The organism is Vreelandella sp. 21 (genome assembly GCF_050995515.1).
Taxonomy (GTDB): domain Bacteria; phylum Pseudomonadota; class Gammaproteobacteria; order Pseudomonadales; family Halomonadaceae; genus Vreelandella; species Vreelandella alkaliphila.
Genome location: NZ_CP194673.1, coordinates 3,809,388 through 3,829,983 on the forward strand (window position 1 = coordinate 3,809,388; position 20,596 = coordinate 3,829,983).

Consider the following 20,596-nt stretch of genomic DNA (forward strand, 5'->3'; position numbering starts at 1 on the left):
ATGATGAAACGCTTTAATACGTTACTGCCAGCCCCCCGTCATTTACTTCCCCGTATTTTTCCACCCTGTCTTTTGCCACCCCGTGCTTTAGCCCCCTACATGTTGGCCAGCATTATCGCTTTAGGGCTATTACTGGGTTCTCTGATGCTGGGAAGCCAAGGACTTAGTAAAGAAGCGCTTGGGCACCTTATCCAAGGTAATGCGACACCGTTTGAACAATGGCAGGCGTTTACGCTGCGCCTACCACGGGCATTCGTCGCGCTGTGTGCTGGCTTTGCGCTAGGCGTATCGGGTGCCCTGTTTCAAGGCATCACCCGCAACCCGTTAGGCAGTCCCGATATTATCGGCCTTACTGCCAGCGCTAGCCTGGGAGCACTGCTGGCAAGCAGTTGGCTGGTGGGCATTGTCTCTACCACAACGGGGGCCGCGCTGGGTGCGATCATCGGCACGCTGGCGGTCTATAGCGGCTCTGGGCGCGGTTTTCGCCACCCCTCTTCAATGATTATTGCTGGCATCGCTATCAATGCCTTAGCCCTAGCAGGCGTGCAGCTAAATTTGACCTGGCTGGGCCAAGAGCAAGCGCGAGAGGCGATGATTTGGCTTAGCGGTAGCGTAGCAGGACGCCAGTGGCACGATCTTTGGCCAATGCTTAGCCTGTGTTTGCTGTTACTGCCCGGTATTGTGCTGATAGCCCCCCGGCTGCGCCTGATGGCGCTTGGCGATCCAGTCGCCAAAAGCCTCGGCGTTAACTTGGCAGCATCACGCTTATTAAGTGCCGTAATGGGGGCTTTTCTGGCGGGTGGCGCGGTCGCAACGGTAGGGCCGATTGCGTTTGTGTCACTTGCCGCACCCCAGTTGGCGTTACGCCTTTGGCGAAAACCTGGGCCGCTCCCCTTAGCGGCAGGCGTGGTCGGCGCCCTGCTGCTGTTGGCGGCAGACTTAGCGGCTCAGTACTCATTGCCTTCTGGGGCGTTACCCGTCGGGGTTTTAACGGCTGGACTGGGCGGTGTCTATTTGGTTTATTTATTGAATCGCCAGCGGCGGGGGTAATTACGGCTGCTGGCGGAAGCGCTCAAACATCGCCAGACCAAGAAATACCACTCCCGCCGAGATGCTTAGACAACCAAGCCATAGCGTTATTGCCAGCCCTGTGCTCCAGGTTTCCATCGCCAACCAAAGTGGCCAACCGAGTATCGCGCTGCCCGCCCAGAACCAAGGTTTTTGTTGAGCAGGCTTAAGGCCACAACGGCGTCGATGGCGGCTATCCGATAGCGCAATTAATGCAAAACCCAGCGTACAGAGTGCCAGAATCGTGAGGAGCATCATGACGCCACCTGAATAGTCTGCACACGGGTGCTCGCTTTTTTAGCGGCTCGTTTCATCTGCCATACGATGATCAGCGCGCCGACCAAACACATCAGGTCAACGCTAACACGCTGCCAATTACCTGCGGCAAGCTCACCTAGAACACGATAGGAAGGGGCCAAGAGATTCAGCGTTGGTAGGCACAGTAACAAGATAACGATCAGAGTTAACTGCTCCCGCCACGCCTGCGAGGCCGAGCGTCTTAAAACAGCGTGTAGCAACGCCAGCAGCCAGGCGGCAAAGAAAAAATAGATTTCCCATTGGGCACGACCACTAAGCGCCACCGGTAAAAGTCGGTTGCTGGCTAAAAAGGCCAATACGGCAATCGGCATGCCGGCCAGCGTGGCTATATTAATCCGCTCGACACACCAGATCCCCACCACACTGCCCTTCTTATGCTTACGCTTTGACGTCCATAGCAGTAGCCCGGTTGCCACCATGCCACACCCAGCAGCGCCCAAGGCAAAATAGATCCAGCGCATGCCCCAGTTAGCAAAACGACCTGCATGTAGCCCCACCATGACGCCGTGTGCTTGTTCATCGACACGTTGCGACTGAGTCTCTGCTAACAAGTCGCCCGAACTTGCTTCATAGATACGTTGTGGGCGGTGTGCAGATAACGCCTCGTGGGCACTCTGCCAAACCACGGCACGCGCGCCTGCATCGCCAGGGTGGCTGACCCTCAGGGACTGCACCGGCTTCTGCCAATGCGCTTCAGCATCACCGACCAGTTCGCTAAGGGCATATAACGCTGCAGGCTGCCCCGTAGCCGGGCCGGAGAGAGGAAAGGCATGCAGTTCACTGGTCGCTTGGCGACGCGCGTCAGCATCGGGAAAGGCGCGCTCTACTCCCCAAGGCATATAGAGCGACATGAGCGTTATCAAGCCGGTATAGGTAATCATTAGCTGAAAAGGCAGCGTTAACACAGAAAATGCATTGTGAGCATCTAGCCAGCTACGGGCGCCCTTTTGGGGTCGGAAAGCAAAAAAGTCGCGCAGGATTTTTTTATGGGTTATCACGCCGCTGATGATTGCCACGAACATCATCATGGTGGCGATACCAATGATCCAGCGACCATAGATGGCGGGGAGGTGATGCAATTGAAAATGGAACCGGTAGAAAAAATCACCCCCACGCGTTTCACGCGGAGTAACCAACGACAAAGTGGTTGGGTCAAGCACCAACTGCTCTCTCCCATCCTGCCCAAACCAAACGGCTGTCGAGACCGACATGCGTTCATTAGGAAAGGTAATCTGCCAGCTTCTTGCTGTTGAAGCGTGTTCAGCAAGATAGTGCTGCCAGTAATCAGCCAGACGTCGGTTGTCCCACTCAGCGTTCGCGACGACACTCGGTAGTTCGGGCTGCATCCATAACGAAATACTCTCTTTGAAGTAACTCAGAGTGCCCGTCAGAAAAACGGCAAACAGCAGCCAAGCAGCTAACAAGCCGCACCATGTGTGCAGCTGAGCCATGTTACGCCTCACGCTGCGCTTAGTGGATGCCATAGGTAGCCACCAATAGAAGGCCGCAAGCGGCGAGACCGATAGCCCCCCAAAGGCGTATCAAACTCGGCGTGATAAACGACCAAGTCGCCACGCCCGCCCAAATAATGAAGCTCCCCATCATTCCGATACGCAGAGACATCATGATATCTAGCGGTAAGCCAAGCGCTGCCACCGAGAACAGTGCAGCGACTATATAGCCGCCAAGCGTCGCGGCCAGGATGCGTAAGATCAGCAGCCAATAGGAAGAGGATAAGACGTTGAGCAGCATGGTGCATCTCGGTGCAGGTCACAAACTGCCATTTTAATGCAAAAGGTTTTCATTTGCATTAGTGGTAATAACTTATTTAGTACCTGCTGCATAACGTTTAGGTTAACCAGATGCGCGGCGTGTGGGCGGCACGAGCGATCCAACGCGGGCGCAGTAAATGCCAAGCCTGCTCACACAGCGCCCAGGCTTCATTACGTGAGTTTCCGAGGTAACGTAATAACAGTACGCCCTGGCGAACGGTGACCGCCCAACGCGGGTTGTCCGGCAGCGCTTCGCGTAGTGCATCAATCGCCGCACCGGCATCTTCTAAACCAACCGCCCACAGCGTGGCTTGCACCGTGGCTCCCCCCTGCCCCCAGCGCCCATTAAAACGCGGATGTGCAGGGTCTAATGGTTGGCGTTCAAGCCACAGCGGCTTGCCATCTAGGGTTAAACGAAAGTGCTGCTCAATGCGGCCTGTCACATAGGGAATTTCACTGGCGGGGCGGCCTAGCGCCATGATTTCCCAGCCCAGGCAGCGGGCACTGCGATGCAACGCAATATGCGTTCGCTGAGTGCCTTTGGAGCCATCAAAGGCAATGGTTTCCTGAGGCAGCCATTCAAGGGTGCCGCCATCTGCCACGTTAAGTTCAGTCTGTTGGTTCCAGGCGACGCCCTGGCTGTCCGCTTTATAAAGCTTGTTAGCCGCAGGCGTGGTGAGTAGCGCGTGGGCACCACGCTCGATGTGGGCGCGAATCGTCAGGGCATCGCCACTGACTAAACCTCCGGGTGGATGCAGCACGTACACATGGCAAGCTTCCGTGCTGCCTTCTGGGTAAAACGGGCGCTGTACGCGTAGAGGCCCTTGGTGACGAGCCTGCACCAACCGGGTAATACCCTCACGGTTAGCAAAACGCAGCGCCAGCGATGCCGCCCAGTGGCGCTCGCCATCAAAGCGATGGCCTGAGCCAGCAGCAGGTGTCGCAAGTTCACACAGAGTCATGGGCGCTATCGCTTCCTGTTGGTCAATATTTCAACTTGAAATGCAAGGAATGCGCCAAAATGGTGAAGAATGCTCATACGTCGCCATAGCACCCGTATGAGATGGAAAAAGATAGTTTTCACCCTGCCCATTTCGCACCAAAAAGAGTCAACCTAAAGACAGACTGCACCACGGCTGCACACTTATGCGTTTTGCTCGCGCCGTCACGTCAGCCCGCTTGGATCGCTGGACGTACTTGGTGGCCGTATTTGGTGATCATAAGTACCGTCGGCGATATTTTGGTTCTCTTGACATTCGATGCAGAACGCCAGAAACTTAGCCAAGGCTATACTTCTTGCTTCATGCAAAATCAATGACGCCTTACCACATTGCTTAACACACATCGGTCAAACGCTTATTGATCACACACTCATCAATCCTTAACCCAATCTGTCTCAACCTATCGTTTAAGCTGGCATTCCGGCTGGGGGGAATCATGGCAACAAGATACGCAATTGCTCTGGCAAGCTTACTTCCGCTAAGCAATATCGCCTCCGCCGACGAGGCGCCGCTCAATGTAGTCGCGACCATTGGGATGATTGCCGATATCGCCCAGGAGATCGGCGGTGAGTGCGTTAGCGTAGACGCGCTGATGGGGCCAGGGGTTGACCCCCACCTTTACCAGGCAAGCGCCAGCGACGTGGCGGCGTTGCGAAACGCAGAGCAGATTCTCTACTCAGGCTATTCGCTGGAAGGCCAGCTGGGTGACGTACTGGAAAGGTTCTCCGAGCGCACACCAACGCTTGCCGTTGCTCCCGCCTCGATTGATCCCGCATCATTGATTACCTCACAGGATGTCTACGGCATCGACCCTCATCTGTGGATGGACGTTTCTTTATGGGCGCAAACACTGCCCACGCTCAACGAAGCGCTGAATGAAGCGCGCCCCGACTGCGCCGCGACGTTTGATGCCAATACCAAACGCTATCAGGCTCAACTGCTTGCCCTGCACGAATGGGTGACAGACAGTATTGCCAGCATTCCCGATGAGCAGCGTATTCTAGTCACCGCTCACGATGCCTTTAGCTACTTTGGCCGCGCCTACGATATCGATGTGGAAGGCATACAAGGCATTAGCACAGAAACGGAAACGGGTATTGCTGATATTCGCAACATGACAGATATTGTGGTGGACCGAGCGGTTCCAGCCCTTTTCATCGAGAGCACCATCAACCCGCGCACGGTTCAGGCAGTCATTGATGCCGCCAAACAACGTGGCCAGGCTGTCGAAATTGGCGGTGAACTCTACTCCGATGCCATGGGCGACCCAGATACGGTCGATGGCACTTATATGGGCATGATCTACCGCAACACCCAGCATATTGTCGAAGCACTTGGCGGTACCCTGGCACCGCTTCCCGATGAAATGAACGATTGGGCTAACGAGTGGAAGCTCTAATCACTCAACAAGGCATTGCAACAATGGCGACACCCGTAACGACCGACACGGCGCTCAGTATTCAGAACCTGACCGTCAGCTATCATAATCAGCCCGTTCTCTGGGATATTAATCTGGAGATTCCTACCGGCGTGATGGCAGGCATTGTCGGCCCTAACGGGGCGGGTAAGAGTACGCTGATCAAAAGCCTGCTGGAGCTTGTACCATCGCTTTCCGGCGAGGTCATGGTGCATGGGCGCCCCTACGCCTCACAGCGCAGACGCGTTGGCTATGTGCCGCAGCGCTCCAGCGTCGACTGGGACTTCCCTACCACCGCGCTAGATGTGGTCACCATGGGTCTCTACGGTCGCCTGGGATGGTTCCGACGCCCAGGGCGCAAAGAGCGTAAGGAGTCGCTGGAAGCCTTGGAGATGGTGGGAATGAGCGCCTACGCTGACCGCCAGATCAGTCAGCTTTCCGGCGGCCAGCAGCAACGGGTGTTTCTGGCCCGCGCGTTGGTGCAACAGGCCGATGTGTACTTTCTCGACGAGCCCATGGCCGGGGTTGATGCCACCACCGAGCGCGCCATTATCGACATTCTGCGCCGCCTGCGCGATGCGGGTAAAACGCTGATTGTTGTCCACCATGACCTGCAAACCGTACGTAATTACTTCGACTGGCTGCTGCTGCTTAACGTCCGCGTGATTGCCAGCGGCAAGGCTGAAGACGTGTTTAATATTGATTATCTTCGTCAGGCGTACGGTGGCCAGATTGCCCTGCTGAACGATAGCGACTCCCTGATGTTCGCTGCTTCAAAGGTGAAATAACCCATGCAGTGGCTCGACCTTCTGTCTGACTACACCTTTCAAAACGTGGTGATTGGTGCCTCGCTACTGGGGCTGATCAGCGGTCCTCTAGGCTGCTTTGCGGTGTTACGCCGCCAGAGTCTGCTCGGTGACGCCATCTCCCACGCGGCACTGCCCGGCGTGTGTTTAAGCTTCATCATCACTGGCAGCCGCGATATTGGCGGCGTTATCATTGGCTCACTGGCCACCGGCTCGTTAGCCGCGCTGACGATGTTGTTACTGACCCGCAAAAGCCGCTTGAAAACCGATGCTGCTCTCGGCATCTGCCTGAGCATTTTCTTTGCCGTTGGCATCGTGCTGCTGACCTATATTCAGGGCACCAATAACGCCTCCCAAGGGGGGCTCGAAGCCTTTCTGTTCGGCCAGGCCGCCGCTACGCTGCGTTCGGATCTCTGGATAATGGGCAGCATCACCCTTGTCACACTCACGCTGCTCGCTGTCTTCTGGAAACAGGCCAAGTTGGTCACTTTTGATGGGCAGTACGCCCGCTCGCTCGGCATGCCCGTCAACGCCATCGAAGCCGCACTTACCGCCATGGTGGCGCTCGCCGTGGTGGTCGGCTTGCAAATGGTAGGCGTGATATTAATGGCCGCCATGATCGTGGCGCCAGCAGCAGCGGCCCGGCAGTGGAGCCGTCATCTGGGAGGGATGCTGGTGATTGCCGCTGGTATCGGTATTGTCAGTGGGGTCTCGGGAGCAACCATCAGCACTCTATCCCGAGGACTTGCGACCGGCCCGCTGGTGATTCTCACCGCAACGGCTATTGTAATCATCTCACTGGCGCTTGCCCCCGGCCGGGGCCTGCTATGGGGCTTCATCAAGCATTACCGCCAAAAAGAAGCATTGCAGAAGCAGCAATTGCTCTACGCGCTTTACAAGCATCCCTCCGCTTCACAACACTACCGCACAACATTCGGCGTGCGCAGGGTGTTGAGTCAACTTAAGCGCCAAGGCTACCTTATACGCTCTCCTGATGGCGGAACCGGATGGGCGCTAACGTCGCGGGGAGAAAAGGCAGCGAAACAGGTGGTCGCCACCTTCGAAGAGGTCGTGACATGATTGCTGAATTACTGACCGACACGGCCCTGCCTATTATTCTAGTAGGCGCCATGGTGGGCATTGCCTCCTCGGCGGTGGGTACCTTCCTTGTGCTGCGCGGCAACAGTATGCTCACTGATGCGATTAGCCACTCAATTGTGTTTGGCATTGTGATTGTCTGGCTGCTGACCAAACAGCAGAGCGGGCCCGTGCAGCTAATAGGCGCCGCATTAACCGGGCTATTAACCGTGTTGCTCACCGAAGCACTGGCCAACACCAAGCGAGTAAAACAGGATGCCGCCATCGGTCTGGTTTTCCCCGCGCTCTTCTCCATCGGCGTGCTGTTACTCAATGTCTACGCCAACGATGTACATATCGACACCCACACCGTGCTGCTTGGCGAGATCGGCTTTGTCTGGCTGGATACCATCGACCTGTTTGGCCTGCCCATTCCCCAGGCGCTCGTCTCGATGAGCATCATGACGCTGCTTAACTACGCTTTTATCGGCCTGTTCTACAAAGAGCTGAAACTTGCCACCTTCGACCCGGCGCTGGCAAAAACCTTCGGTTTTATGCCAACCATCCTGTTCTACGTGCTACTGATGCTCACCAGCTCCACTGCCGTTGCAGCCTTTGATGCGGTGGGTGCGGTGCTGTTTATCGCCTTTGCCATTGTGCCCGCCTCAGCCGCCTACCTACTCACCGACCGCCTGTGGATGATGTTTATCATCGGCGCACTCATCTCCATTGCCTCAAGCATTTCCGGCTATTATCTCGCCGTCTACCTAAACGTTTCTATCGGCGGCATGATGGCCGTCATGACCGGCGTATTCCTGATACTCGCCTTTCTGTTGGGCCCGCGCTATGGCCTCGCCACGCAGCTTCTCAAGCGCCGCCGCGACCGTCAGTCGCCGGTGGAGCCGCCTGTCAATCTGTGAACGCCGGTTTCTCCGCTGCATAAGCAAAGCGCCCGCCTGATGGCGGGCGCTTTGCTTGGTTGAGGCAACCGGGTGTGGATAACTTAAACGGTCAAGTGCTGTTTGATCAGTTCGTTAGAAAGCTCCGCGATCTCGCCTTTGGCCACTGGACGGCCGCGATCCATAATCACAAAGCGGTCGGCGTACTTGCGGGCAAAGGGCAGCTTCTGCTCGACCAGCAGTACCGTTAAGCCATCTTCCTTGATCAGTTGGCGAATGACCTGACCGATTTGCGCCACAATATTGGGCTGAATACCTTCCCCTGGCTCATCCAAAATCAGCAGTTTGGGTTCTATTACCAGCGCGCGACCGATGGCGAGCTGCTGCTGTTGCCCACCGGATAAATCACCGCCACGGCGATGCTTCATCTCTTTTAAAACCGGGAACAGTTCATAGATACGCTCGGGGATTTTTTTCAGCCCATCACGGCGCGCTGCCAAGCCGGTGCGTAGATTTTCTTCCACGGTGAGCAGCGGAAAAATCTGCCGTCCCTGGGGGACAAAGCCAATGCCCAAGCGAGAGCGCGCTTCCACGGCTTTTTTGGTCAGCTCAATCTCGCCGCCAGCGCCCTGGTAGCGCAGTTGGCCACTTGTCACCGCCACTTCGCCCATAATGGCTTTCATTAAGGTGGTTTTACCTACCCCGTTGCGGCCCATCACGCAAGTACACTGGCCTTCAGGCACATCAAGGTCTAAATCCCACAAGGTGTGGCTTTCCCCGTAAAACTGGTTGAGTTTTTCAATCGCCAGCATTAGGCAGCCTCCTCGTCGTCCGCACCCAGATACACCTCAACCACCTTGGGGTCGCTTGAAACCTGATCCATACTGCCTTCCGCCAGCACGCTGCCTTGGTGCAACACGGTCACTTTACGGGCGATGGAGCGCACAAAACCCATGTCGTGCTCTACCACAACCACCGACTGCTTACCCGCCAGGCCCGTCAGCAGCTCTGCGGTGCGCTCCATCTCCTGTTCCGTCATCCCGGCAACCGGTTCATCTACCAGCAGTAAACGCGGGCGCTGCATTAACAGCATGCCAATTTCCAGCCACTGCTTTTGGCCGTGGGAAAGAATCCCTGCTGGCTGGTAGCGCAGCTCGGTCAGGCCAATCGTTTCAAGCACCTCATTGATACGGTCTTTAATTTCACCAGTCATGCGGGCAGTCAGCGTGGGGAAAATATGCTTGTCGGCGGCCATCGCCAGCTCCAGGTTTTCAAACACGCTCAGCGCTTCAAATACCGTGGGCTTTTGGAACTTACGACCAATCCCTAAGCTGGCGATATCCGGCTCATTCATTTGCAACAGGTTATGACGGCTACCAAACCACACGCTGCCTGCGTTGGGGCGCGTTTTGCCAGTAATGATGTCCATCATGGTGGTTTTACCGGCCCCGTTGGGGCCGATAATGCAGCGCAGTTCACCGTCATCAATAGTCAGGTTTAAGTTATTGATTGCCTTGAAGCCATCGAAGCTCACCGTGACATCTTCCATATACAGAATCGGGCCATGACGCACATCCACCGGTGATGCCTGAGGAGCCATAAAATCAAATACCCGATCCCGCGTGGTTAGCGATTGCAACAAGCTCATGCGGTAGCCTCCGTCGGCAAGGTAGCGGATTTTTTGCGGCGTTTTAGGTGGAGCAATAACCCCGCCACGCCTTTGGGTAGCAACACGGTGACCAAGACAAACATCGCGCCCAGGGCAAACAGCCATGCATCCGGCATCACGCCCGTGAAAATTGTTTTGGCGTAGTTCACTAAGATCGCCCCGATAACCGCTCCATAAAGCGTGGCGCGGCCACCCAGTGCCACCCACAGCACAATTTCAATCGAGAAAATCGGTGAGAACTCACTGGGGTTGATAATCCCTACCTGAGGGACATAAAGCGCGCCAGCCAAGCCTGCCAACATGGCGGAAACCACGAATACAAATAGCTGGAAGCGTTCGACCCGATAGCCAATAAACCGCGTGCGGGCTTCGGCGTCCCGGGTTGCCACACACACCCGACCTAGCTTGCTGGTAACAATCGCCCGACACAGGATATAACCCAGTGCCAACGCAACGCCGGTGGCAATAAACAGCCCTAAGCGAGTGTCGTTACTGCGCAGGTTGAAGCCCAGCAACTCGCGGAAATCAGTCAGCCCGTTGTTGCCACCAAAGCCCATCTCATTGCGGAAGAATGCCAGCATCAGGGCAAAGGTCAGCGCCTGAGTAATAATCGACAGATACACTCCAGTGACCCGTGAGCGAAACGCCAAAAAGCCGAATACCAGTGCCAATAACCCGGGGGCTAACAGCACCATGGCAAACGCAAACCAGGCCATATCAAAACCGAGCCAGTACCAGGGCAGGCTGTCCCAACTGAGAAACACCATAAAATCCGGTAGTACCGGGTCGCCATAAGTACCGCGGTCACCGATTTGGCGCATCAGGTACATGCCCATGGCGTAACCGCCAATGGCAAAAAACGCCCCGTGGCCCAAGCTCAAAATGCCCAAATAGCCCCATACCAAATCCACCGCCACTGCCAGCAGCGCGTAGCTTAAGTACTTGCCGAACAGGTTCACGGTGTAAGCATTGACGTGCAGCGGGTGGCCTTGGGGCACCGCTAAATGCAGTACCGTGACTAGCAGCAGTGCGGCAAACAGCACCCCAAGAAAGATCTGCGTAGCCCGTTCGCCAAACGGGCGGGTTAGCCAAAACTGGCTTGAAGATGAGTGCGTCATCATAGGTTAGCCCTCCGCAGCCCGGCCCTTCTGCGGGAAGAGTCCACGCGGGCGTTTTTGAATAAACAGAATGATAAATACCAGCACGATAATTTTGGCCAGCACGGCGCCTGCCCAGGGCTCCAACACTTGGTTGATAATGCCCAGGGAAAGCCCGGCCACCAACGTGCCCCACAGGTTACCTACGCCGCCAAACACCACCACCATGAACGAATCAATAATGTAGTTCTGGCCCAGGTTGGGGCCGACGTTAGTAAGCTGCGATAACGCAACGCCTGCCAAACCAGCGACGCCAGACCCTAATGCGAAGGTCATAATATCGACCCGCGTGGCGCGGATACCCATGGAGCGTGCCATGGCGCGGTTTTGGGTCACTGCGCGCACTTCAAGCCCTAGCCGCGTACGGCGCATAATCAGCATCAGCGCGGCAAACACTACCAGTGCAAAACCAAGTACAAACATACGATTAAGAGTCAGCGACAGCGCATCGTTAATCACTAATGAACCGCTCATCCATTCGGGCGTTATGACCGTACGGTTTAGCGGTGAAATCACCGTTCGCACTAGCTGCTGTAAAATCAGGCTGATACCGAACGTCGCCAGTAGGGTTTCCAACGGACGGCCCTTCAGGAACTGAATAACGCCTCGTTCAATGGCAATGCCCACCAGCGCGGCCACCATAAAGCCTGCGGGGATCGACAGAATGAGCGCCAGCCCCGGCTGGCCGGGCAACAGTTGCTGCATCATCCAGGTGGTATAAGCGCCGAGCATGATTAGCTCACCATGGGCCATATTGATAACGCCCATCACGCCAAAGGTAATGGCCAGGCCAATCGCCGCCAACACCAGTACCGAGCCAAGCGAAAGCCCGAAGTAGAGCGTTTCCAGGCCACGGTTAATTTTGAGATTCTGCTCAATGCTGCTCAGCGCTTCATTGGCGGCATCGGCAATAATAGGGTCATCGCTATTCGCTGCCCGGCTAAGCGCTACTCGAACGCGTGGATGCAAACTGCCTCGCAGCGTTTCAACGCCTTCAAGCTCGCCGCTTTCAACTTGGTAAATCGCCAGCGCCTGGGTAAGCCTGCGTACTACCTCGGCATCTTCTTCCTCAGCGATCAGTTCACTGAGCGGTTCGGCCAGCTTTTCATCGACCTCGCCTAGTAGTCGGCTGGCTGAAGTACGCCGACGCTCAACGTTTGGCGAATACAAATCTACTACGGCAATAGCGCTGCGTAGCTGGTTGCGTAAATTGTTATTAATGCCAATACGATCCAGGTCACGGCGGGACATCTCCCCCAGCGGTTCATTGGTCAGCGCATCTGCAACTGGCCAATCGCGACCTTGATTATCGAGCACCACCACAAAGCGGCCGTCGTCAGTGCGCTGCAAGCGACCATCCAACAAGGACTGCAGCCAATCACGCGCGCGCTCATCATCGCTTTGCAAAATAGCGTTGATCGCTTCGCCTTTGGCGGAATAGGAACGCACGTCCAGCGCGTTTAGTAGCTCAAGCGCCGCTGCGTCATCAGCCTCAACGGTGGCGCTTGTTTGTGCCTGGGCGGTGACTGTGACGCTTAACAACAGCAGACACAGCAACCCTAAGGAAAAGAAACGCCTCATGGGGTTCTTCCTTTGGTTAACAAAAAGGGGGGAACTGAAGATAACGGTGCCAAGAACAAGTTTCCGCGAGGGCGCTGTGAACCCATCCATGGGCGCTACTTTCGCCATCCATGGCGAAAGACCCTCGCTTCAACCTGTCCTTACACCACAGCGTTAACAGCGGTCATTTCCCTGCTATATATCGCTTTACTTACTCAGCGAGGGCCGCTTCAGCCTCTTCTGCGGCGGTGCTGCCGCCACACGAGCCATTCACCACGTTGAAGTTGCCGCACTCCATGGGCTTGCGCCAATCGGCAATCAAGTCACGTGAGCCAGGCAAGTAGTCAGACCATGCATCGCCCGCTATGGTAGAAGGCGTTTGCCAGACGATATCGAACTGGCCATTGTCTTGAACTTCACCAATCAGCACCGGTTTGGTGATGTGATGGTTAGGCATCATCGCCGCATAGCCACCGGAAAGGTTAGGCACAGCGACACCGATAATCGCGTCTTTTACCGCATCCACGTCGGTAGTGCCTGCTTTACGCACCGCTTCGGCCCACATGTTAAAACCAATGTAGTGCGCTTCCATGGGGTCGTTGGTGACGGCCTCTTCGTCGCCGGTGTAGTCAATCCAAGCGTCGATAAAGTCGTAGTTGTCATCAGTATCGACGCTCATAAAGTAGTTCCAGGCCGCCAAGTGGCCGACTAGCGGCCCCGTATCGATGCCGGTGAGCTCTTGCTCACCCACAGAGAAGGCGATGACTGGAATATCGGCAGCATCAATGCCTTGGTTAGACAGTTCGGTGTAAAACGGCACATTGGCATCGCCGTTAATCGTTGAGATAACCGCCGTGGGTTTACCCTCTTCACCAAAGCGGCGTATTTCTGACACGATGTTCTGCCAGTCTGAATGGCCGAACGGCGTGTAGTTGATCATGATGTCCTCATCAGCGATGCCATGCTCATCTTTGAGGAACGCTTCGAGAATACGGTTGGTGGTACGCGGATAAACGTAGTCGGTGCCGACCAGCGCAAAGCGCTCGATGCCGACTTCATTAATCAGATACTCAACCGCAGGAATCGCCTGTTGGTTGGGGGCGGCACCGGTATAAAAGACGTTTTCCGAGGACTCTTCACCTTCATACTGCACCGGGTAGAACAACAGGCCGTTAAGCTCTTCCACTACCGGCAGTACTGCCTTACGGGAAACGGAGGTCCAGTTGCCGAAGATCACGTCGACCTCTTCTTGCGCCAATAGCTCTCTTGCACGCTCGGCAAATAGCGGCCAGTTAGAGGCAGGGTCGACAACAACTGCTTCAAGTTGGCGACCCAGCAAGCCACCCGCGTCGTTTTGCTGCTCAATAAGCATCTCAACGGTGTCTTTAAGAACCGTCTCACTGATCGCCATGGTGCCTGAAAGTGAGTGAAGGATACCGACCTTGATCGGGTCGTCATCCTGGGCAATGGCTTGTGTACTGGCCCCCATGACGGCGGCGGCCATTAAGGCAGTAGCGAAACGGCCAACAGTACGAGGGTGTGTCTTGCGCTGCAATGTGGTCACTTGAACCTCCTTGCGCCCCTTGTAACGGGGCTCGTTATTTGAGCTTCGCGGCCAAGGACTCCCGTTATGTAACGTGGGAACGGTTATTACGGGGCTTGGTGCATCCACTAGCTCCTAGCTGTTGCAAGGTTTGCGCCACACTACAAAAAGAAACACTAAAAAGCTTAAAATCAAAAGGTTAGTTTTAAAAAAAGCAGCCCCATCTTCACCGGCCGCACTATCGTGGCGCGCCAGCATCCAAAAAATGCACGCTGTTTATGCACCACAACGACACCTCGCACCAATAGTGCGCTTTCTGTTGCATACGCCTATTAATCCCGCCTATTTCTTGCACAAAAAAAAGCGCCCTAGGAGACCCTAGGACGCTTTACACGCATACCTGTGTTCTATTCCGCAGTATTCAAACGCTTAGTGCGGCGCTTTTTCAGCAACGGTAAACCAAGCGACAGTACAGCGATGACCAGTAAAGACAGCGAAATCGGCTTGTCGATAAAGGTCGTCCAATCCCCACCGGAGATCTGCAGCGCGCGACGCATGGACTCTTCCATGATGTTGCCTAGAATGAGCGCCAGAATCAGCGGCGCGGCAGGGAAACCGAACAAGCGCATCCCTAGGCCAACCAAGCCAAAACCAAGCAGTAACAGTAGGTCGAACACGCTGAAGCTCATACCGTAAACACCGATCATGCAGAAGATCAAAATCAGTGATAGCAGCAACGGCTTGGGCAGATCGAGAATCTTGGCGATCAGCGGAATCAGCGGCAGGTTAAGCACCAGCAGGAAGATATTGCCGATATACATACTGGCGACCACGCCCCAGAACACATCCGGGCGCTGTTCAAGCATCATCGGGCCAGGATTAACGCCCATCACCAGCAGTGCGCCAAGCAGTACGGCGGTGGTGCCAGACCCCGGCACACCCAAGGTTAACAGCGGTACAAACGAACCGGTACACGCCGCATTATTTGCCGCTTCTGGCGCAGCAACGCCTTTGATATTGCCTTTACCAAACGTATCGCCGTCTTTGGCAATGCGTTTTTCCATGCTGTAGCCAAGAAACGAGCCGATGGTCGCGCCTGCGCCCGGCAGCACACCAGTAAAGAAGCCCAATACTGAACTGCGGCTAACCGGCCCTGCAATCTGCTTCACTTCACTGCGGGTCAATTTTAACGAACCAATCGCATTACGCGGTGCTTCTTTACCACCGCCTCCGCGCAGCAACATGTAGAACACTTCGGCTAACGCGAAGATACCCAGCGCGACGACCAGAAAATCGACACCGTCGAGCAGGTGGATAGAGCCAAAGGTAAAGCGCTCGGTGCCGGTTTGCATATCAATCCCAATGATCGAGATCATTACCCCGATAACGGCGGCAATTAAGCCTTTGACCAGCGACTTATCGGATAGCGACACAACCGCGGTTAAGCCCAGCACCATCAACGCGAAGTATTCAGCAGGGCCAAAGCTCACCGCGACTTTGGAGAGCAGCGGCGCAATCAACATCAAGAAAACAACGGAGATGGTACCGCCAACAAAGGAGGAGTAAGCGGCAATCGCCAGCGCCTTGCCTGCCAACCCTTGCTTGGCCATCGGATAGCCGTCAAAAGAGGTCGCAACCGTTCCCGCCACGCCGGGGGCGTTAAGCAAAATAGATGAGGTGGAGCCGCCGAAAATAGCGCCGTAATACACCCCAGCCATCAAGATCAGCCCTGAAGAGGGCTCCATAGCGAAGGTAATCGGGATCATCAGCGCCAACGCGCTGATCGGCCCAAGGCCGGGCAACATACCGATAATGGTGCCAGCAAAGACGCCGGCAAAGACGTAAGCGATATTGATAGGCTCAAGCGCGATGCCAAAGCCGTACATTAGATTGTTAAAGGCATCCATGGGAGTGTCTCTCTTTTAAACCCGCTAACAGTGAGCAAGCGCGGCTTAGTTAAAACGGCAGCACGCCAGTGGGTAGGTAAACATCCATTACCCGCGTCATGGTCAAATACAGCGCCAACACCACCCCAAGCGATGTTGCCAGATTGACCCCATGGCGGCGGTAGCCGTAGTAAGCGGTTAGGCCAACACACAGTAGCGTCGAAGCCAGCACAAAGCCTAACGGCACGAGCAGGAATGCATAGGCAGCAATGGCGATGGCGGTGACGATCACCCGCGCCCAAGGCGTTAGCAGTAGCGGCCCCTGGGTTTCGACTTGATCAATCTGATCGGCCCCCGCAATAGGACCAGGACGCTCAAAAAACAAGCACGCCGACAGTAATAGCAGGGAAACACCTAACACTTTTGGAAATAGGTCTGAATCCACTGGACGGGGCAGCGGAAAGTTGGGGATTTGCCAGGCCATTGCCAGATAGGCAGCCGCCACTAACGCCAACACAAGCGCTAGCCATTGGTTGGTATTGAATCGAGTCATGGGAAAGTTCTCCGAAGACGTCATTGCTGAACAGCAAGACCCTTGCGGTATCAGACGGAAGATCCCGGTGGCACGCTGCCACCGGGGGAGCCTTTGGGACGAGCGCTTACTGGCGCATCAGCCCCAGGTCGGTCAACACGCTGCTGAACTGCTCTTGCTGCTCATCCAGGAAGGTAGCGAAGGCGTCGCTATCCTGGTAGGCATCAATCCAGCCCAGCTGGTCGCTTGCTTCGCGCCATGCATCCGTTTCGAGCATTTCGGCGAAGAGCGTCTCGTAGTATTCAACCGCCTCTTCAGGCATTTCCGGCGCGCCCATTACGCCACGCCAAATATCGAAGGTGTAGTCGTAACCCTGCTCTTGGTAAGTGGGTACATCGGCCAGTCCACCGCCCAGGCGCTCTTCGGAAGAAACGCCCAGCGCGCGTAGCTGGCTACCTTCACCCAACTGACCTACCGCTTCACCGGCACCGCCAATGACTGCCTCGATATGGCCACCCATCAGGTTAGTCATGGCGTCGCCACCACCTGAGAAGGGAATGTAGTTGACCGAGGAGGCTTCCATACCCGCCGCGGAAGCAAGACCAGCAACCGAAATGTGATCCATCGAGCCCGGCGCACTACCACCGCCCACGCTTAAACTAGGGTTCTCTTTGAGCGCTGCAAAAAGATCATCCAGGTTTTGATACTCGGAATCTGCCGCCACCAAAATAATCGAATAGTCGGTATTGATGCGCGCAATCGGGGTGAAGTCGGTGTGGTCGTAACGCGATGCGCCCGCCAGGGGTACTAAAATCATCGGCGGGCTGGTGGCGAAAAGTTTATGCGGATTGCCGTTATCACGGGCTACCTGAGCCCAGGCAACTGCACCGCCACCGCCAGGCACGTTAATGGCTGCAAAGCTTTCGTCGGCCAGCTCTTCTTGCTGAATAACGCGGGACATGGTGCGCACTAGTGTGTCCCAACCGCCACCGGGGTTGGCGGGTGCAACAAACTCAATCGAACGGCTCGGTGTCCACTCTTGGGCGCTGGCAGACGTTGTCATGGCAAAGGCTGCCATCGGTAAAGCAAGCACGGCAAAGCGCTTTAGGGGAAGCATGGTCATGGGCGTTCTCCACATTAGCTATGTTGTTATATTAGCTGTGTTATAGATGGTTGTTATCTACGTATCTTTGTGTGGTTACACCCTTCACATTAGAAGACCGCTACTCCTCGCGACAAGCTTATGACCATTAATGGCAAAAAGTGCTTTTTGTGCGTTTTGTTCATTTTGTTCACGGCTGGTTAGGGCGGCTCGCTTACAGTGATTCCAGCCATGTTGAGGAGGATTCCAGCAGCCGATAGCGTCGCTCAGGGCGGCCAACATCGCCATAGCCAATTTCTGCATTAACCGCTTGTTCAGCCACTAAAAACTCCAAATAACGCCGCGCTGTTGAACGGCTTGCGCCCATTGCCAGCGCTACCTGCATCGCCGTTTGGGAATCATGCTCGGCTGCCAACGACTCCACCACACAGCGTAGGGTCAAGCGGTCGATGCCTTTAGGTAACGTGCGCGTAGCTAGCCGCGGAGATTCACCTGGTTGCAAGCGAGCAAGCACCTGATCCAGCTCGTCTTGACTCATTTCAGCCCGATTCGCCAATGCCTCTCGCTCGCGGCGAAAACGTGTCAGCATTTGCGTCATACGCGTCGCTTCAATCGGTTTAATCAGATAATCAAAGACGCCACCACGCAACGCTTCGCTGATGGTTTCTACTTCGCGGGCAGCTGTCACCATGACGATATCCACATGCACATAGTCGCGGCGAATCGCCCATAGCAGCTCCAGACCCTCCACATCAGGCAAGTAAGCATCTAATAAGATGAGTTGAACAGCATCAGCATGCTGGGCCATCAGGGCTTTTGCTTCGTTGCCGTTACGTGCCAACCCCACCACATAAAAGCCGTCGCTCTGCTCAATAAAAGCTTTGTGGATATCGGCAATGCGAAAATCGTCTTCGACGACCAAAATACCGTACTGCGTCGCAGACATAGTGTTTCCTCTTCCTGGCGTCGTTATTATGATTTAAGGCGTTGTGGCTATTGGGTCGCAAAGCGCGCGATCCAGCACGGCAATAAAGCACGCGCCGCCTAACTCGCTCTCTTCTAATGTCACCTCGCCGCCATGCTGACGGCACAACCGCGCGACCAGTGCTAAACCAATGCCACGATGTTTACCGGTTTTGGTAGAAAACCCATCTTGAAAGATCGATTCCGCATGCTCGCCGGGCACACCTGAGCCGTTATCCTCTACTTCAATCAACAGCTGCTCGCCCAGATCCGTAAAGAACAGGCGAACTTTCGGGGTGTCACTGTTTGGACCATTAAGCGCCGCATGACAGGCGTTATCTAATAAGTTGCCCACAACGCTCATCATGACCTCTTGCCCAGTGACCGTCAGTGGGCAAGAGAGCGAGCTCTGTTCATCAATTTCCAGCGCGACGCCTAGCTCTCGTGCTCGCGTCAATTTACCCAACAAGATGCCGCTGAGTACTGCGTCAGCCACGTGACGCATTAAAAAGCTCATTTGCGCCTGAGCACGTTCGGTTTCGTGGTGAATCAGCGCTAGCGCCTCATCAACGCGGTTAAGCTGCAGGAGACCAGAAATGGTGTAAAGCTTGTTGGAAAACTCGTGGGCCTGGGCACGCAGCATATCGACATCACGACTTGCCTGGGTAAGTGCCTGGGAAAGATCAATAATTTCGCGGCGACTGCGAAATGTCGCCACGGCACCTTCGATCTCACCTTCGTGCAAAATAGGCACGCGGTTGGCCACCACAGGATGGTCGCCCAGCCACATTTCCTGGTCAAACTCCTGCTCGCCGTGCTTTAACACCTCGCTTAAGCGCGAGTTGGGCACCACCTCACGGATTGGCTGCCCCAGCAAAACCTGTTCATCCGATAGCCCTAGAAAACGGCGTGCCTGCTGATTCACTAACGTGATCTGACCATCGCGGTTAACCGCCAGGATACCTTCGTGGATAGATTGCAGGATGGCCTCTTTTTCCATGGCCAAGCGGGCTATCTCATAAGGCTCTAAACCAAGGATGACTTTTTTAAGATGCTGCGACAGCCAATAGGCCCCGGCAAATCCTAGCAAAATCATCAGCGCCACCAGCGCCCACCCTAAGCTGGTATAACGGGCGACATCCATATCTACTCGTTCTAGCATGAAGCCCACCGAAACCACCCCGATGATGTTGCCCTCTTCATCCCAGATGGGCGTTTTGCCCCGCATGGCGGTGCCTAACGTTCCGGTAGCTTCCGATACGTATGACTGACCATAAATCAGCGCCTGATCGTTATCCCCGCCCACCATTGGCTGGCCGATACGCTCAGGCACTGGGTGCGAGTAACGAATCGACTGGGCATTACCTACCACAACATAACGGGCACCGGTCTCATGACGAACGCGTTCAGCAAGCGGCTGGATAATCAGCGCAGGATCGGGTGTCGAGAAAGCATTAACAATTTGCGGCATGCCCGCGACGGTCTTGGCCACTGCCAATGCCCGCTCGCCCATTTGGTGGGTGATAATTTCTGCTTTACGGTGGTTCAGATAGGTGCCTTGCGCTAGCAACATACCCGCCAGCAGAAAGCCGACCAGCAGCATGACTTGCAGGCGAAAACTTCGCTTGTACCAGCGGCGTTTGGCACGAGTACGGCGCCAGCGCTGTAATTCGGCCAACGTACGTGGGCGTGGGGCGGTCATAAAGGAACTCACTAGGCGCGACAGCGTCATTATGGCATGCAGCGCCAAGCGGCGTTAGCCGTTGCGCTTTTTCGACTATTTGCTTATTTAGCAGCCACTGATTTTGTTTTTATCGATATACTCA

Annotated in this window: 19 protein-coding genes; 5 read left to right on the plus strand and 14 right to left on the minus strand. The window is 55.4% G+C overall.

Translation table 11 applies throughout. The annotated features are described in order from the left end of the window. The gene (locus tag ACN06F_RS17220; RefSeq protein WP_433924407.1) at positions 1 to 1,050 is read left to right on the plus strand and encodes a FecCD family ABC transporter permease; all 1,050 of its coding nucleotides are present in this window, start codon (positions 1 to 3) and stop codon (positions 1,048 to 1,050) included. Here the strand turns inward: ACN06F_RS17220 and ACN06F_RS17225 are convergent, their stop codons facing one another. From ACN06F_RS17225 to ACN06F_RS17240, 4 genes are all read right to left on the minus strand, one after another. After that, positions 1,051 to 1,326: a DUF3325 domain-containing protein gene (locus ACN06F_RS17225; RefSeq protein WP_083007594.1), complete on the minus strand. Its 276-nt coding sequence runs from the start codon at positions 1,324 to 1,326 to the stop codon at positions 1,051 to 1,053. Then, positions 1,323 to 2,837 carry a PepSY-associated TM helix domain-containing protein gene (locus ACN06F_RS17230; RefSeq protein WP_433924408.1) on the minus strand — a complete coding sequence of 505 codons (1,515 nt, stop codon included), beginning with the start codon at positions 2,835 to 2,837 and terminating at the stop codon, positions 1,323 to 1,325. The genes ACN06F_RS17225 and ACN06F_RS17230 overlap by 4 nt, the downstream gene beginning before the upstream one ends. 19 nt (positions 2,838 to 2,856) lie before the next feature. Next, a complete protein-coding gene (locus ACN06F_RS17235) occupies positions 2,857 to 3,138 on the minus strand; it encodes a hypothetical protein (RefSeq protein ID WP_433924409.1) in 282 nt (93 codons plus the stop codon). Positions 3,139 to 3,235: 97 nt separating this feature from the next. After that, the gene (locus ACN06F_RS17240) at positions 3,236 to 4,120 is read right to left on the minus strand and encodes an urease accessory protein UreD (RefSeq protein WP_198348806.1); all 885 of its coding nucleotides are present in this window, start codon (positions 4,118 to 4,120) and stop codon (positions 3,236 to 3,238) included. A gap of 475 nt (positions 4,121 to 4,595) precedes the next feature. On the opposite strand from ACN06F_RS17240, the gene ACN06F_RS17245 reads away from it, so the two are divergent. Genes ACN06F_RS17245 through ACN06F_RS17260 form a run of 4 tightly spaced genes read left to right on the plus strand, consistent with a single transcriptional unit; the run spans position 4,596 to position 8,379 of the window. After that, on the plus strand, positions 4,596 to 5,558 hold the full coding sequence (locus ACN06F_RS17245) for a metal ABC transporter solute-binding protein, Zn/Mn family (RefSeq protein ID WP_433924410.1): 963 nt from the start codon (positions 4,596 to 4,598) through the stop codon (positions 5,556 to 5,558). 23 nt (positions 5,559 to 5,581) lie between these two features. Continuing rightward, a complete protein-coding gene (locus ACN06F_RS17250; RefSeq protein ID WP_095603473.1) occupies positions 5,582 to 6,364 on the plus strand; it encodes a metal ABC transporter ATP-binding protein in 783 nt (260 codons plus the stop codon). Between the two features lie 3 nt (positions 6,365 to 6,367). Continuing rightward, positions 6,368 to 7,462 (plus strand): metal ABC transporter permease, encoded by a 1,095-nt coding sequence (locus tag ACN06F_RS17255; RefSeq protein WP_095603472.1) that lies wholly within the window; start codon positions 6,368 to 6,370, stop codon positions 7,460 to 7,462. Next, positions 7,459 to 8,379 (plus strand): metal ABC transporter permease, encoded by a 921-nt coding sequence (locus ACN06F_RS17260; protein WP_095603471.1) that lies wholly within the window; start codon positions 7,459 to 7,461, stop codon positions 8,377 to 8,379. Before ACN06F_RS17255 ends, ACN06F_RS17260 begins: the two co-directional genes overlap by 4 nt. Before the next feature lie 83 nt (positions 8,380 to 8,462). On the opposite strand, the gene urtE is transcribed toward ACN06F_RS17260, so the two are convergent. From urtE to ACN06F_RS17310, 10 genes are all read right to left on the minus strand, one after another. Beyond that, on the minus strand, positions 8,463 to 9,170 hold the full coding sequence (urtE, locus tag ACN06F_RS17265) for an urea ABC transporter ATP-binding subunit UrtE (protein ID WP_433924411.1): 708 nt from the start codon (positions 9,168 to 9,170) through the stop codon (positions 8,463 to 8,465). Further along, positions 9,170 to 10,006, minus strand: a complete 837-nt coding sequence (urtD, locus tag ACN06F_RS17270; RefSeq protein WP_433924412.1) for an urea ABC transporter ATP-binding protein UrtD — start codon at positions 10,004 to 10,006, stop codon at positions 9,170 to 9,172. Before urtD ends, urtE begins: the two co-directional genes overlap by 1 nt. Beyond that, positions 10,003 to 11,148: an urea ABC transporter permease subunit UrtC gene (gene urtC, locus ACN06F_RS17275; protein WP_433924413.1), complete on the minus strand. Its 1,146-nt coding sequence runs from the start codon at positions 11,146 to 11,148 to the stop codon at positions 10,003 to 10,005. Before urtC ends, urtD begins: the two co-directional genes overlap by 4 nt. 3 nt (positions 11,149 to 11,151) lie before the next feature. Beyond that, positions 11,152 to 12,765 (minus strand): urea ABC transporter permease subunit UrtB, encoded by a 1,614-nt coding sequence (gene urtB, locus ACN06F_RS17280; RefSeq protein WP_433924414.1) that lies wholly within the window; start codon positions 12,763 to 12,765, stop codon positions 11,152 to 11,154. 190 nt (positions 12,766 to 12,955) lie between these two features. Next, positions 12,956 to 14,308, minus strand: a complete 1,353-nt coding sequence (gene urtA / locus ACN06F_RS17285; protein WP_433924415.1) for an urea ABC transporter substrate-binding protein — start codon at positions 14,306 to 14,308, stop codon at positions 12,956 to 12,958. Positions 14,309 to 14,694: 386 nt separating this feature from the next. After that, positions 14,695 to 16,194 carry a tripartite tricarboxylate transporter permease gene (locus ACN06F_RS17290; RefSeq protein WP_038479361.1) on the minus strand — a complete coding sequence of 500 codons (1,500 nt, stop codon included), beginning with the start codon at positions 16,192 to 16,194 and terminating at the stop codon, positions 14,695 to 14,697. Positions 16,195 to 16,243: 49 nt separating this feature from the next. Further along, complete coding sequence (locus ACN06F_RS17295; RefSeq protein ID WP_095603466.1) at positions 16,244 to 16,726, minus strand: tripartite tricarboxylate transporter TctB family protein; 483 nt, start codon at positions 16,724 to 16,726, stop codon at positions 16,244 to 16,246. 106 nt (positions 16,727 to 16,832) lie between these two features. Further along, positions 16,833 to 17,828, minus strand: coding sequence for a Bug family tripartite tricarboxylate transporter substrate binding protein (locus tag ACN06F_RS17300; RefSeq protein WP_433924416.1), 996 nt, complete (start codon positions 17,826 to 17,828; stop codon positions 16,833 to 16,835). Between the two features lie 193 nt (positions 17,829 to 18,021). After that, on the minus strand, positions 18,022 to 18,753 hold the full coding sequence (locus ACN06F_RS17305) for a response regulator (protein ID WP_433924417.1): 732 nt from the start codon (positions 18,751 to 18,753) through the stop codon (positions 18,022 to 18,024). A gap of 33 nt (positions 18,754 to 18,786) precedes the next feature. Next, positions 18,787 to 20,472 carry an ATP-binding protein gene (locus ACN06F_RS17310; protein WP_198348794.1) on the minus strand — a complete coding sequence of 562 codons (1,686 nt, stop codon included), beginning with the start codon at positions 20,470 to 20,472 and terminating at the stop codon, positions 18,787 to 18,789. Positions 20,473 to 20,596: the final 124 nt, after the last annotated feature.

What these genes read in the sequence shown, in the direction of transcription:
- ACN06F_RS17260 (WP_095603471.1), top strand. Translation starts at nt 7,459, where the DNA reads ATGATTGCTGAATTACTGACCGACACGGCCCTGCCTATTATTCTAGTA.
- ACN06F_RS17235 (WP_433924409.1), bottom strand. Translation starts at nt 3,138, where the DNA reads ATGCTGCTCAACGTCTTATCCTCTTCCTATTGGCTGCTGATCTTACGC.
- ACN06F_RS17300 (WP_433924416.1), bottom strand. Translation starts at nt 17,828, where the DNA reads ATGACCATGCTTCCCCTAAAGCGCTTTGCCGTGCTTGCTTTACCGATG.
- ACN06F_RS17220 (WP_433924407.1), top strand. Translation starts at nt 1, where the DNA reads ATGATGAAACGCTTTAATACGTTACTGCCAGCCCCCCGTCATTTACTT.
- ACN06F_RS17250 (WP_095603473.1), top strand. Translation starts at nt 5,582, where the DNA reads ATGGCGACACCCGTAACGACCGACACGGCGCTCAGTATTCAGAACCTG.
- urtB (WP_433924414.1), bottom strand. Translation starts at nt 12,765, where the DNA reads ATGAGGCGTTTCTTTTCCTTAGGGTTGCTGTGTCTGCTGTTGTTAAGC.
- ACN06F_RS17240 (WP_198348806.1), bottom strand. Translation starts at nt 4,120, where the DNA reads ATGACTCTGTGTGAACTTGCGACACCTGCTGCTGGCTCAGGCCATCGC.
- ACN06F_RS17225 (WP_083007594.1), bottom strand. Translation starts at nt 1,326, where the DNA reads ATGATGCTCCTCACGATTCTGGCACTCTGTACGCTGGGTTTTGCATTA.
- urtD (WP_433924412.1), bottom strand. Translation starts at nt 10,006, where the DNA reads ATGAGCTTGTTGCAATCGCTAACCACGCGGGATCGGGTATTTGATTTT.
- ACN06F_RS17310 (WP_198348794.1), bottom strand. Translation starts at nt 20,472, where the DNA reads ATGACCGCCCCACGCCCACGTACGTTGGCCGAATTACAGCGCTGGCGC.
- ACN06F_RS17230 (WP_433924408.1), bottom strand. Translation starts at nt 2,837, where the DNA reads ATGGCTCAGCTGCACACATGGTGCGGCTTGTTAGCTGCTTGGCTGCTG.
- ACN06F_RS17290 (WP_038479361.1), bottom strand. Translation starts at nt 16,194, where the DNA reads ATGGATGCCTTTAACAATCTAATGTACGGCTTTGGCATCGCGCTTGAG.
- urtE (WP_433924411.1), bottom strand. Translation starts at nt 9,170, where the DNA reads ATGCTGGCGATTGAAAAACTCAACCAGTTTTACGGGGAAAGCCACACC.
- ACN06F_RS17245 (WP_433924410.1), top strand. Translation starts at nt 4,596, where the DNA reads ATGGCAACAAGATACGCAATTGCTCTGGCAAGCTTACTTCCGCTAAGC.
- ACN06F_RS17305 (WP_433924417.1), bottom strand. Translation starts at nt 18,753, where the DNA reads ATGTCTGCGACGCAGTACGGTATTTTGGTCGTCGAAGACGATTTTCGC.
- urtC (WP_433924413.1), bottom strand. Translation starts at nt 11,148, where the DNA reads ATGATGACGCACTCATCTTCAAGCCAGTTTTGGCTAACCCGCCCGTTT.
- ACN06F_RS17295 (WP_095603466.1), bottom strand. Translation starts at nt 16,726, where the DNA reads ATGACTCGATTCAATACCAACCAATGGCTAGCGCTTGTGTTGGCGTTA.
- ACN06F_RS17255 (WP_095603472.1), top strand. Translation starts at nt 6,368, where the DNA reads ATGCAGTGGCTCGACCTTCTGTCTGACTACACCTTTCAAAACGTGGTG.